12 protein-coding genes are annotated in these 12,379 nt (G+C 71.6%); 2 read left to right on the top strand and 10 right to left on the bottom strand.

Annotated elements, in window-relative coordinates; all coding sequences use genetic code 11:
* Nucleotides 1–4: 4 nt before the first annotated feature.
* From IF46_RS0101705 to IF46_RS0101695, 3 genes are read right to left on the bottom strand one after another with little or no spacing between them, the layout of a single operon-like run.
* Nucleotides 5–712 (bottom strand): hypothetical protein, encoded by a 708-nt coding sequence (locus IF46_RS0101705; protein ID WP_051723559.1) that lies wholly within the window; start codon nt 710–712, stop codon nt 5–7.
* Nucleotides 713–736: 24 nt separating this feature from the next.
* Nucleotides 737–1,405: a DUF305 domain-containing protein gene (locus IF46_RS0101700; protein ID WP_030486460.1), complete on the bottom strand. Its 669-nt coding sequence runs from the start codon at nt 1,403–1,405 to the stop codon at nt 737–739.
* Nucleotides 1,406–1,419: 14 nt separating this feature from the next.
* Nucleotides 1,420–3,270, bottom strand: a complete 1,851-nt coding sequence (locus IF46_RS0101695) for a sigma-70 family RNA polymerase sigma factor (protein WP_030486459.1) — start codon at nt 3,268–3,270, stop codon at nt 1,420–1,422.
* Between the two features lie 320 nt (nt 3,271–3,590).
* On the opposite strand from IF46_RS0101695, the gene IF46_RS0101690 reads away from it, so the two are divergent.
* Nucleotides 3,591–3,776: a hypothetical protein gene (locus tag IF46_RS0101690; protein ID WP_030486458.1), complete on the top strand. Its 186-nt coding sequence runs from the start codon at nt 3,591–3,593 to the stop codon at nt 3,774–3,776.
* Between the two features lie 236 nt (nt 3,777–4,012).
* A complete protein-coding gene (locus tag IF46_RS0101685) occupies nt 4,013–4,816 on the top strand; it encodes a SigB/SigF/SigG family RNA polymerase sigma factor (RefSeq protein ID WP_036390811.1) in 804 nt (267 codons plus the stop codon).
* Between the two features lie 4 nt (nt 4,817–4,820).
* On the opposite strand, the gene IF46_RS0101680 is transcribed toward IF46_RS0101685, so the two are convergent.
* The 7 genes from IF46_RS0101680 to IF46_RS34665 all read right to left on the bottom strand — a co-directional run bounded on the left by IF46_RS0101680 (nt 4,821) and on the right by IF46_RS34665 (nt 12,181).
* On the bottom strand, nt 4,821–5,888 hold the full coding sequence (locus IF46_RS0101680; RefSeq protein ID WP_030486456.1) for a DUF2855 family protein: 1,068 nt from the start codon (nt 5,886–5,888) through the stop codon (nt 4,821–4,823).
* A 69-nt stretch (nt 5,889–5,957) separates the two neighbouring features.
* Nucleotides 5,958–7,172 carry a PP2C family protein-serine/threonine phosphatase gene (locus IF46_RS0101675; RefSeq protein ID WP_232233901.1) on the bottom strand — a complete coding sequence of 405 codons (1,215 nt, stop codon included), beginning with the start codon at nt 7,170–7,172 and terminating at the stop codon, nt 5,958–5,960.
* A gap of 120 nt (nt 7,173–7,292) precedes the next feature.
* On the bottom strand, nt 7,293–8,801 hold the full coding sequence (locus tag IF46_RS0101670) for a glycoside hydrolase family 130 protein (protein ID WP_036390873.1): 1,509 nt from the start codon (nt 8,799–8,801) through the stop codon (nt 7,293–7,295).
* On the bottom strand, nt 8,798–9,850 hold the full coding sequence (locus tag IF46_RS0101665) for a hypothetical protein (protein WP_030486453.1): 1,053 nt from the start codon (nt 9,848–9,850) through the stop codon (nt 8,798–8,800). The genes IF46_RS0101670 and IF46_RS0101665 overlap by 4 nt, the downstream gene beginning before the upstream one ends.
* On the bottom strand, nt 9,847–10,983 hold the full coding sequence (locus IF46_RS0101660; RefSeq protein WP_030486452.1) for a glycosyltransferase: 1,137 nt from the start codon (nt 10,981–10,983) through the stop codon (nt 9,847–9,849). Before IF46_RS0101660 ends, IF46_RS0101665 begins: the two co-directional genes overlap by 4 nt.
* A gap of 23 nt (nt 10,984–11,006) precedes the next feature.
* On the bottom strand, nt 11,007–12,011 hold the full coding sequence (locus IF46_RS0101655; RefSeq protein ID WP_030486451.1) for a glycosyltransferase family 4 protein: 1,005 nt from the start codon (nt 12,009–12,011) through the stop codon (nt 11,007–11,009).
* Nucleotides 12,008–12,181 carry a hypothetical protein gene (locus tag IF46_RS34665; protein WP_198041324.1) on the bottom strand — a complete coding sequence of 58 codons (174 nt, stop codon included), beginning with the start codon at nt 12,179–12,181 and terminating at the stop codon, nt 12,008–12,010. The genes IF46_RS0101655 and IF46_RS34665 overlap by 4 nt, the downstream gene beginning before the upstream one ends.
* Nucleotides 12,182–12,379 lie beyond the last annotated feature (198 nt).

Here is a 12,379-nt window from a genome sequence, read left to right as displayed (position 1 = left end):
ACGGTCAGCTGTTGGAGTTCCAGAAGCCGATGAGGGTCGCGGTCCACCAGCCGATCTGCGAGATCGTGGCGGCGGCGACACCGGGGAGCAGGGCGGACCAGGGTGGGCGACCCTGCACGGCCACGAGTCGATCCCGGACCCGGCCGAGGAACAGCCCGTTGACGCCGACCACAAGCACCGCGAGCAGCTTGACCCAGACCAGCCCGGAGGACGTGTCCGGCCCCAGGGCGGCCCCACTGGCGAAGAGACCTACCAGGCCCAGCCAGATGAGCAGGTGCGCGCCGCGGGCGGCGGTCAGCACGGTGCCGAGCGGTTCCCGGCGCAGCAGCCAGCGGAGACTGAACCAGTCCACCGTCAACACCGCCCCGAAGCCCACCACGAGGCAGGTCAGGTGGCAGAAGAGGGCGACCATCCGACCAGCCGGGGAGAGGGTGACGTGCGGCGCGACGAGGATCGCGAGCAGCCACCCGACGCTCACCAGCAGGATCGAGGCGACGACGGCGGGGCGGCCGGCGGGGCGACGATGGCCACCGCGCCAACCTGGCGTCGGTGCCGAGGCGACCGCGTCGGGCGGCGACGTGCTCCGGGTGCGGTGCGTCGCCCGCGGGGCAGGGCGGACGGGGTGGACGGCGTCCGACGTGGCGCCACGGTGCGCGGGACGGGGCACCCGGGCCGGATGGCGGACGTCGGTGTGCAGGTCAGACGCCCGCATCGACCGGTCTCCTGATAGGCATGCTCAGCCGACCGGTGCGGCGGTGGTCGCGCCGGGTCGGCTGTCCAGGGTGCTCAGCTCGGCGGCCCTCGCCTGCTGGATCCGGCCGGCGAGCGCCTTCAGCTCCGGGCTACCCCCGGCGGTCTGCTCACCCCGACACAGCACCATGGTCTGCGCGAGGTGTGCCCGGATCAGGGCAGCCGCTCGGGCCGGCGCCTCGGCGTCGGACGCGGCGCGCAACTCGGCGAGGTTGGCATCGGTGACCATGCCGGGCATCTGATGCCCCTCGTGGATGTTCAACTCCGGCACGTTCCCCGCGGCCAACAGCCCGCGCAGGTCGCGCAACTCCGCCTGGTGAGCCTGCCGAACCTCGCCCAGCAGGGCCCGTAGCGACGGATCCGCGTCCGCCGGTCGGGTGTCGAGCTGGTCGATCAACGCGAGCACACCCTCGTTCATCGGGATGAGCAGTTGGATGAAGGCGTCGTCGGTGCTGTTGAGCACCACGGGTGCCCTCGGCACCGCAGCGGCCGACGAGGCCGCGGCCGGCGAGGCCGGCGGCGCCTGGTCGGTGCGGCCCCAACCCTGGGTGAGACCGACGGCCAGCGCGGTGGCGACCAGGGTCGCGACGACGCCGACCATCCGCCCCGCGCGGACGCGACGCCCGGGGCTCGCCGCGGTGTTCTGCTCGTCCATCCGTCCGCCCCGGCTCAACGGGCGGCTTGGAACGCGCGGCCGACCAGGGTCGCCTCGGCCCCGTCGCTGAACAACCCGGACCGATCCTTCTCCGTGGCGGGCAGACCGAACCAGGCGTAGCGCTGCAGGTAGGAGAGTTGGCCGAGCATGGCGGTGGCCGCCGTGAGGAACGCGGCCTGCTGCGCCTGGCTCGGAAACTGCGAACCGCCCCCGTCGAAGCGGATCAGCGCGAACTCGGTCAGCCAGATCGGCTTGTGGTACCGCTGGTGGACGGCTTGGAGGTACTGCCGAAGTTGGGCCACCGCCGTCGCGGTCGTGAAGTCGGCGCCGAACCAGTGCAGCGTGATGAAGTCCACCCGGTAGCCGCGTGCCTGGGCGCCGGTCATGAACCGGTCTAGCCAACCCTGCGCGTCCGGTGCGCCCCAGGCGACCGCCGGGCTGCCCAGCCTGCTGCCCGTCGCCATCAACTGCGGCCACAGGTCCAACGCCTGCTCGACGGTCATGTTGGCCTGCTCGCGCAGGTCCGGCTCGTTGAAGGTGAGCAGGTCCGGCCCCGCTGCCTTGGCCCGCGCCAACTCCGCGGCGGTGACGTTCTCCGCGCTGCGGATCATGGGCACGAACGTCGCGCCTCGTGGCGTGCTGATCCCCTGGTGGTGGGTGTTCCAGGTGTAGTACCAGCCGGCCTTGGAGTTCGCCAATGCCTGGCTGGCCCCGGCGAAGTTCCACACCCCGACGCCCTTACGCGCGGAGTTGACCGCCGGCGCGACCGGAGCCCTCGACGAGGGCCGTGCGCTGGGTGAGGGCACGACGCTCGGGGTGGCTACGGTGCTGGGGGCCGCGGACGGTGGCGCCGCCCACGAGGGTGCGGACGGCTCGTCCGGCAGGATCACCACCGCCATGGTGATGGCCAGGACGGCGGCGGCCACGCCGGCAGCGAGGGATGGCACGAGGCCACGGGGCCGGTTCACCGCGAGGTCGACGACGCTCGGGCCGCCGCCCGCATCGGTGGGTCCGACCGTCGGGCTCGCAGGCACGGCGGCCTGCGCGGCGGCTGCGGGCGCGGCCGCGCTCGGCAGGTGGGCGCTGAGACCCGCCGGCAACGGCAACATCGGCAGACCGGCGAGCAGCCGGTCGATCGGCAGAAGCGTGCTGCCCAGCCGTCCGCAGGACGCGCAGTCGCGGACGTGTCGGGCCAGTCGCTTGCGCCACAGCGAGCTGGGGTTGCCGTCCCACTCGACGGTCACGGCACGCAGATCCGGGCAACCGGGGCGGGCGCGGAGCGCGCGTACGACGCCGCGGGCGCTCTGGATCTGCTCCTTCATCCGGTGCACCCGCACCGCGACGTGCCCGGGCGACAACCCGAGCGCGTCGGCGACCTCGTTCCGGTCGATCTCGCCGGTCTCCTCAAGCCACCACAGCGAGAGCAGCTCCTGGTCGTCCGGGTCGAGCCAGCGGGTCGCCTCGGCGACCTCTCGTCGTTGGTCGGTGAGGCCGAGCCGGAGGATTGTCATCCCCGCGAAGTCGGAGGCGGGGTCGGGCACGTTGTGGATCGCGTCGAGCCCGGCGTCGCGGTTGAGCGCGGCTCGTCGGCGCGTCTCCCAGTCACGCACCTGGCGAATGGTGATCGCCACCAGCCAGGACCGGTATGCCGCCGGGTCGTTGAGCGCGGGCAGGTGCCGGATCACCCGTACCAACGTCTCCTGGACCACGTCGTCGACGTCGGCGTGACCGCGCAGCGCACGCCCGACGATGTTGTAGACCAGCGGAAGCGAGGCCGCCACGACGTCGTCGAGAGCGCGCTGGTCGCCCTGCCGGGCCGCGACGACCAACCCGACATCGGGTAGTGCTCGACCGGCTGACGACATGGGGCTCACTCCTTGGGTGCTCGACTGCGTGGTGCCCACGCTGGTGCGCTGACCGCCCTCAAGATCGGAGACCGGCGGCAGCGGGTTGGATTACAAGAATTCTCGGGCGTCCGGTCGGCCGGCAGCCAAGCGGGTGCCCGTCGGCGGCGCATGCGACGCGACCGTGCCGGGTATGGTGCGGGGTGTCGGTATCGCCGGGCGCTCGCCCGTGCGCCGGACACCCCGATCGGCGCCAGCGTGTGCGCCGACGCGTCACCAGGTCGCAGGGCGGACGATGCCTAGGCCGCAGACGCACCCCCGAGCACAGACAGGATTCCTGCATGACATCGAACGACAACGGTCAACCTGCCCTGTTCCTCGCCACGTCGAACGGCGACGGGCTCGACGGGTCGGCGGTGACCTTCGACAGCAGTGAGGAGTCGATGCGGCGGCTGCGCCATCCGTTCGCGGTGACGCCTGCCCAGCCGGCCCCGCCCGCCGCCGACACCCCGGATCAGCGCGGCTGATCCGAGCGCACTCTCCAACACGCACACCTGCGCTGGTTCATACTTTCGGCTAGTAAATAATCAATCTTTCAGGTAGTGTCCGGGTCAGCAAATGAACGACATGACGCGGTGGCGAGGCCCGTGATCGTGGCCTTGCGACAGCGCACCTTCGCCCGTACGTGCGCCCCGGCGGCAGCCGGTTCGGAGACCCTTTCCGGTCGACTCGATCGACGGGCACGTGCGGGAGGGACCATCCCATGGCCATCATCGTCGACAACGCGACACGCACCCGCGGCGGCCAGCGGAGCAGCGACCAGACCCCGGAAGACCTCCTCGCCGCCCTGGCGGCGACCCCGGAAGACAACCCCCACCGCCCGGCACTGCGAGACCGCGCCATCGAGGCGTGGCTGCCGCTCGCCCGGCATCTCGCGCGCCGCTACGGCGGACGCGGCGCACCCGACGACGACCTGGCCCAGACCGCCTTCGTCGGGCTCATCAAGGCCGTGGACAACTTCGACCACAGCCGGGGCGTCGACTTCAGCGGGTACGCCATTCCCACAATCATCGGCGAGATCAAGCGGTACTTCCGGGACCGCACGTGGGCAGTGCGCGTGCCCCGCCGCCTCCAGGAGCTGCGTCTGTCGATCAGCGCCGCCAACAGCGCCCTGACCCAGGACCTGGGTCGCTCGCCGACCGTGGCCGACGTCGCGTCCTACCTCGACGTGTCCGAGGAGACCGTCCTGGAAGGGCTGGAGGGCGCCCGCGCCTACCGGGCCACATCGCTGTCCACCCCGACCGGGGTCGACGGCAGCCGGGAACTCGGGGACACCATCGGCGTCGACGACCACGCGTTCGATCTCGTCGAGATCCGGGTCGCCCTCGGCCCGGCCCTCGCCACGCTGCCGGAACGCGAACGCCAGATCCTGAGCCTGCGCTTCCACGGCAACCTGACCCAGGCCCAGATCGCCGACCGGATCGGCGTCTCGCAGATGCACGTGTCCCGGCTGATCACCCGCTCGCTGGCGGCGCTGCGCCACCAGCTCACCGACATCGCCGCCTGAGCCTTCACAGTTGGACGACGTGGCCCACCCGGGGCGGCGTACGACCGGCGAGAACGTCGAGCCACGCGTCTTTCAGCGCCGCCGGCCCGGCACCCACCTGGACGTCGAGCCACCCGCTCACGACGGCGGCGAAGCGTTGCCAGGCCGCGGTGAACCGCTCGTCGAGCCCATCGCGGCCCCAGTCGTGGCTGCGCTTGCGCATCTGCGTCGGCGCGAAGAACACCTCCTCCGCCGCGTCGGCGTTCGGCGTCTGGTTGGTGAGCCCGACCGCGATGTCCCGGACGAGCCGGTCACCAAGTCGCCGACGCAGGGCGGCGCGGGTCGACGGCGCACCGGACAGATCGAGGTAGCCGCTCGGGACCACGTCGAGGGCGTCGATGTCGTCGTACGAGACGACCTCGTCGTAGCAGCCGAGCGACCGGGTGAAGGCCAGGTTGCCGGGTGAGGTGAGCCCGACCAGGCGCGGCCCGCGCCGGTGCAGCTCGAACGCGGCGGCGTACGCGGTCTTGCTCGACGCCGACGACACCAGCAGCGCCTCGGCACCGTAGAAGTCGTTGTCGACGACCTGGTCGGCCAGCATGAACGAGGTGAAGAACAGCGGCCGGAACAGGATCAGCAGGTCCTCCTGATCGCGCTGGTACGCCGGGTCGCCGATGGTCGACCGGTACGCGTTGTACGGCGACGGCAACTCGGCCCGGTGCGGGCTCGCGTCGCGGAACCCGGACACGTCCACCCGGTCCGGGCGCACCAGGAGGTGACCGGCGGCCGGGAGGTAACCGTAGATCCGTTGCCCCACCTCGACCCCCGCCACCGCCGAGGCGACCACCTCGGCGAAGCCCCAGAGCGGCGGGAGGCCCCACTGCGGCCCGAGCCCCTGGGCCTGCGGCGGAAAGAACTGCCAGTAGCGCATCGAGTCACCGAGCACCGCGTAGGTCACGTTGTTGGCGGTGATACCGACGCGGTCCACCCGCAGCAGCGCCTCGCCGTCGGCCACGGCGGGGGTGGCGCCATCGACGAGCGTGGTCTGCCCGAGGTCGTCACGCGCCACGGCGAAGGTCCATGAGTCAGCCATGAGGTGACGCTAGACAGCACCGCAATCGGAGACAAGTGCACTGCGAGTGCAAAATCCCACTGTGCGGGGTCAGGGTCCACTCGCGGCGAGGTCGCGCAGGTGCGCGAGCGGCAGGTGCGGCGGCTGCCACTCCACGAAGAGTGCCGTCGCGTCGTCCTCAAGCTGGTCGTCCTGGTAGCCCACGACTGCGCGGACCAGGCGACGCATGGTCTCCGGGCTGGGCAACCCCTCGTTCAGGGCACGGTTGACGAAGTCGACGAGCCGGTCCAGCCCGAACTGCTCCCCCTGGGCGCTACGGGCGTCGGTGATGCCGTCGGTGTAGGCGAGGATGCGATCGCCCGGATGCAGCTCCTCGGTGTGCACCCGCGGTCGGCGCGGGGACATGTGGCCCAGGCCGAACGGCAACACGGTCGGCCCCGGGAACTCCCGAATGGCCTTGCCGTCGCGCAGCAACATCGCACCGGGGTGACCCGCGTTGATCATGCTGAGCCGGCCGGTCCGGCGGTCCAACTCGATCAGCAGCCCGGTGGCGAAGAAGTTCGGGTGCTCGGAACGCACCCACCGGTCGATGCTGATCGCCGTGTCGACCAGGTCGAGGCCGCACCGGCGGGCGTTGCGGTACGCGCTGACCACCAGCGAGGCCAGGGTGCTCGCCTTGATGCCGTGCCCGCAGGTGTCGAAGAGCCCGACGCTGAGCACGTCGTCGTTCAACGCGTAGTCGAAGATGTCGCCACCGACGTCGTAGCACGGTTCGAGGATGGCGGTGACCACCAGGTCGTCGGTGGCGAAGGTCAGCGGTGGAAGCAGGCCCCACACGATCTCGGCCGCGACCTGCATCGGCATCCGCCGCCGCATCCGCTCGACCAGGTCACCGTAGAGCCGGCGGTTGACCAGGATCTGGGCGACGTTGACCGCCACCTCCCAGGCCGGACCGTCCATCGTTTCGTCGGCGGCGGCCGGCGAGACGATCTCCAGTACGCCCATCCGCTCACACCCGAGCAGCAGTGGCACCCACACCCGATCCGGGTTGTCGGGGGCACGCTGGATGTCGAGGGTGGTGAAGGCCCGGCCGGCGAGGGTCGTCTCGATCGGCAGCTCGTCCCGGGCGAGACCCGCGCCGAGCAGTGGCACGAGGAGGGACTGCGTGTAGTCGGCCAGATAGATCACGATCTCGCTGGCATTGATCGCGGGAGCCGCACGGGCCACCAACTGCGACACCTCGTCCGGCCCACCGCGTGGTGCGTTGAGCTGCAACCAACGCACCATCTCGCCAACGTCGCCCACGCCGTACCTCCCCCTGCCTCTCCCCGTTCGCAGAAGCACTAGCGCGAGCGGTGAGGCTACCTTGCCCCCGCCGCGCACTCGGCGTCCACCGAGTCACCTCCGCCCAAGGGCGTGTCGTAATCAGCAAGCCACCCGGCCGACACCACCCGGGTTGCCCGACGGCGGGGCCTCGACCAGCGCGCTGAGGAGCGTGGGCAGCGGCACGGTGGCGAATCCCACCCGCGCGTCACTCGCCCCGTACGGCAACCACAGCTCACCGTCGTGGATGAGGGCACCACAGGAGTAGACGACGTTCGGCACGTACCCGTCCCGGTCGCTTTCGTCGGGTGCGAGGAGCGCACCGGGCAGGTGCGCGACGACCCGCTCCGGCGTGTGCAGGTCGAGCAGGAGCGCACCGATCGCGTACCGACGCATCGGTCCGACACCGTGGGTGAGCACGAGCCAGCCGACGTCGGTCTCGATCGGTGATCCGCAGTTGCCGACCTGGATCAACTCCCAGCTCTCGCCCGGTGCGTGCAACGGCGTCGGGGTCTGCCAGCGGTGCTCGCCGTCCAGGGCGGTCAGGCCGATGGTCTCGCCGTCGGCGCGACAGAGTGCCAGGTGCCGGCCTCCGACGGTACGCGGAAACAGCGCGAGCCCCTTGTTCCGAGCGCCCGGCCCGCGCATCGGGGTCATCTCGAACCGACGCAGGTCACCGCTGACCAGCGCACGGGTGGCGATGTTCCGGCCGTCGTAGGCGGTATAGGTGGCCCGGTAAACCGGCCCGGACTCATCGACGAAGCGAACGAAACGGGCGTCTTCCATGCCGTTGCTCTCCGCCGGGGTGGCCGGCCAGAGCACCCGTTGGTGCAGCTCCGTGTCGGTGGGGAATTCCGTGGCGTAGCTACCGGCGTTGGTACGACGCAGCTGCTCGACGGTCCCCAAGCCGGTGCTGCGGGAGAGCAGATCGGGTGGCAGGTTGCCGAGCACCCGCTCGAAGGCGGCCTCGTCGTACCACTCGGGCAACGCGTCCAGCACCGTCGCCGTGACCTCGTTGTCGCAGTCCCCCTCGGCCAGGCCGGCAACGAGCAGGTCCCGACGGTGCCGTACGCCCATCCGCTGCCCGACGGTCAGCGGGCCGGCCCGGTCGGCGACCGTGAGCTGTCCCCCGGGGCCGACGATCGCGGCGGCGAAACCGATCGAGGACACGTGGCCCTCCCCGACCTGGCGCAGGCTGACCGCGACGCGCAGCTGCCCGGGGCCGAGATCCGCCTGGTCGGGGTGGGCCACCATCGACGGGTTGCACAGGGCGGCGGCCTCGACGGCGTACTCGTGGCTGAAGTACGCGCCGACCAGCAGCCGACTGCTCGGCGAGAGGTCCCGGGCCCGCGCGGCCCGGTGCCGGACCAGGTCGTAGTGGTGGTGGAAGGTGCCGGCCAGGTCGCGGTGCCGAGCACCGAACCGGTCGAAGGTGTCCCGCAGCAGCCGACCCGTCTCCTCGTCGTCGAGGCGCGCGACCCGGTCGATGAGCGCCTGCGCGCGGTTCCGTACCACCGCGGCGTCCTCACCCGGAACGAAGAGCTTGACGATGACGCGGCGTGGATCCGGGGTGAGGGTGACGTCCTGCCGGACGGCCAGACTCCGGGTCACGACCACCGCCGGGCGTGCTGCAGGGTGGAGATGAGGGCGAGGGTCGACTCGGCGCCCTGGTTGAGGTTGGGCCCGTGCGCGGTAAGCCCGTCGTAGCCGCCGCCGGTCGCCGGATCCCACATCGGCGTACCGAGGTCGTTGTCGCCGAGGAACCACCCGACCGCCTGTCGCACCCCGCTGTCCCACTCGGGATTCCCGGTGACCGTGGCCGCCGTGGCGCAGGCATCGGCGAAGGCGGCGACCTCGATCGGTTGCTGGTCGTGGTGCGGCCGCAGAGCGCCACGCCGCCAACCCCCGGCGGGTACGACCGACAACCGCCCATCGCGGAGCTGGACCTCGCGCAGCCAGGCCAACATGCGCAGGCCGTCGTCGAGAGGTGGGCCACCCTCGCGAAGCTGACTCGCGGCGATGACCACTTCAGCGAGGGCGGCGTTGGCGTAGGTGAGCTCCTGCCGTGGCCACGGCCACCCCCGATCGGAGGCCGGCGGGCCGATCGTGCTGGCCGCGTCCGCCAGCAGGGACGCGGCGGCGACGTGGCCGGGGTGACGACGAAGCACCTCGGCCGCGCCAAGACCGGCGAAGGCCATCGTGTGCGGGGTCTTGGCGCGCCGGGTGGCGCCCCGGCTGAAGGCGACAAGCGCCTCCTCCCGTACCCATGGGGCTGGGCTGCGGGCGACGGCCGTGCCCAGGCCCCACAGCGCCCGACCCCACCAGTCGCCGAGCCCCGGTTCGTCGGCCCAGCGCCGGTCGTAGCCGAGTCGGTTGTGGAACGCGCCGTCGGCGTCCTGCGCGTGGGTCAGGAAGGCCAGGTAGCGCTCGGCGAGCCGGAGCAGCTCCCCGGTCGGCTCCGGTTCGCGGCTGACGACGACCAGGCCACGCGCTACATCGTCGGTGCAGTAACCGTGCTCACGCCGGACGATGGCGTGTCGCGCGTGCTCGAACAGACCGGTGTCGTCGCTCAGTCGAGCCAGGTGCGCGAAGCTCGGCGCGGGTGCCGCCACCCAGCGCCCACCCGTCGACGTCCAGGGATGGCCGGTGGTCGCCGTCACGCCGGCACGACACTGACCGCGGGTGAGCGGGCATCGGTGAGCTCTTCGGCGAGGGTGCCGTAGCGGGCCGCCACCGCCGGCCAACTCAGGTGCGCGGCCAGCGGGCGAACCCGCCCGGCCAGCCGGGCGGCCAGGCCCGGCTCGGTGAGGATCCGCCGGATGGCCTTGGCCAGCGCCGCCGGGTTCTGGTGGGGTACGACGAGACCCGGCCCGCCGGTCAACAGCTCGACGGCGTGCGGGAACGCCGTCGCCACGACCGGCACCCCGGCGGCCACCGCTTCGATGAGGACGCCGGAGGTGACCTGTTCACGGGAGTCGTAGGGCAGGACGACCACGTCGGCAGAGCGGATCAGCCGGCCCAGTGCTTCCTGGTCGAGGTAGGCGTCCTGGTAGTCGACGGTGTGCGCGATGCCTAGCTGAGCGCCGAGCTGGTGCAGCCCGGCCCGGTACGCCTCACCGTGGTGCTCGATCACCTTCGGGTGGGTCCGCCCCGCAACCGTGTAGGTCGGGGTCGGCTCCAGATCCTGCAACCGCGCGAGCGCCCGCAGCGACCACTCGACACCCTTGCCGGGACCGAGGAGCCCCCAGGTCAGCAGGTGCGGGCGGGTACGCCTGTCGACGGGCACGCCGGCAAGCTCGGCCGCGCCGTGCGGAATGACCGTCACCTTGCCCGCTGGCACGGCGTAGTCGACGAGCAGCCGGTCGCGCGCGGTGTCGGTCATCGTGACGACCGCCCCGGCGATCGCCGCGATCTGCGCCAACAGGGATTTCTGCCGGGCCGAGGGCTGGCGCAGCACGGTGTGCAGGACAACGATGCTCGGCACGCTGAGCCGCCGCAGCAACGGCAGGACCTCCTCGCCGTCGGCGCCGGGATAGATGCCGTACTCGTGCTGGACGATCGCCACGTCGTACGCGTTCAGGGCAGCCGCCGCCTCCCGCCAGCCGGCCGGGTCACGCGCCGACCAGGTGTGCACCACCCCGGGCGTCGGCCGCTGGTCGTCGCCATGATCGGTGACCCGGACGATGCCGCCGTGGGTGCCATCGGCGGTCAACTGGGCGGCGAGGGCGGCGTTGAACGTGGCCAGGCCGCACCGGGTTGGTGGGTGGGTACTGAGAAATCCGTAGCTGGGCATGAACGTCGGGCCTTCCGGTTAGTTCAGGCGTGGACGAGCTGGTCGTAGACGGCGAGATAGTCGGTGACCATCCGGTCTGCGCTGAAGCGCTTACGAGCCCGCGCCCGACACTCCACCCGATCGAGGCTGGCGACCCGGGCGACCGCGTCGACTGCCTGCTCGACGGTGGAGACGAGGAAGCCCGTCACCCCCTCGTCGACGACCTCGGGCATGGACCCCCGCTGGTAGGCGACGACCGGGGTACCGCAGACCATCGATTCCACAACCGACAGTCCGAACGGCTCGTCGAAGGCGATCGGATGCAGCAGCGCGGTGCTGCCACCCAGCACCTCGGCACGTCGTCGCGGGCCCACCGACCCGAGGAAGACCACCTGGTCGCCGTCGATGTGCGGGGCCACCTGTTCGGCGAAGTACCGCTCGTCCTGCACGATTCCGCAGATCGTCAGGGGTCGGCCGGCCCGGCGGGCGATCTCGATCGCGGTGTGGGTGCCCTTGTCCGGGTGGATCCGACCGAAGGCGGCCAGTCCAGGGCCGGCCGCACCGCTGAACGGCAGCCCATCGATGTCGACGCCGTGGTACACCGTGGCGACGTAGTCGAGCTCCGGTGCCCGGTCGGCGTCGGAGATCGACACGTACGACGAGCGGGCCCGGCCGTAGGCGGGGAGGATCCCCGGGCCGGAGAAGCCGTGCACCGTGGTCACCAGCGGCGCGCGGCAGTGCTCCGCGAACGCCAGCGGCAGCCAGTCCAGGTGGCTGTGCACCACGTCGAACTCTGCCGAGCGGGCCATCGCGTGCGAGACGTGCATCGCCTCCCACACGCGACCGTCCACGTCCGGGTCGTCCGCGTACCCCCGTGGGCAGACTCCGTCGAGCTGGGCGGAGGTGACGGAGTCCAGCGTGGCGAAGAGCGTCACGTCGACGCCACGGCTGACCAGCCCTTCGGCGAGCAGGCCGGTCACCTGCTCCCACGGGCCGTAGTGGTGCGGGGGCGTACGCCAGGCGACCGGGCCGAGCAGCGCAACCCTCAAGGGGATGACGCGTCGGCGAGATCAGCTGGGTTGAGGTTCAGGGTGGCGAGCAGCCCGGAGTGCTTGGCCGGGTCCACGTGCTCCGGCAGCTCGCGCTGGACCCAGTCGGCCCGGGCCTGCTGACCCCGGTCGCGAAGTGCGGTGACGATCCGGTCCCTGTCGATCCTCATCTGGTACTCCCTAATCAAGGCGTTCGGAACAATTCGCGCGGAGGGCGAAGCTGCGTGCGCGTGCGGGCGACCGCCGGATGCCGACGATGCGGTGACCGGTCGGTCGGGATGCGGTGCGCGATGAGCCGACACGACCGGTACGTCGCGGCGATGGAGAAGATGAGCGATAACGCCCCTGGCGGGCTGGTGGCGACGGCG

Source organism: Micromonospora chokoriensis (assembly GCF_000718555.1).
In the GTDB taxonomy this organism is placed as follows: Bacteria; Actinomycetota; Actinomycetes; order Mycobacteriales; family Micromonosporaceae; genus Micromonospora; species Micromonospora chokoriensis_B.
Note: the sequence above shows the minus strand (reverse complement) of the source record. Positions and strands in the feature narration are given on the sequence as shown.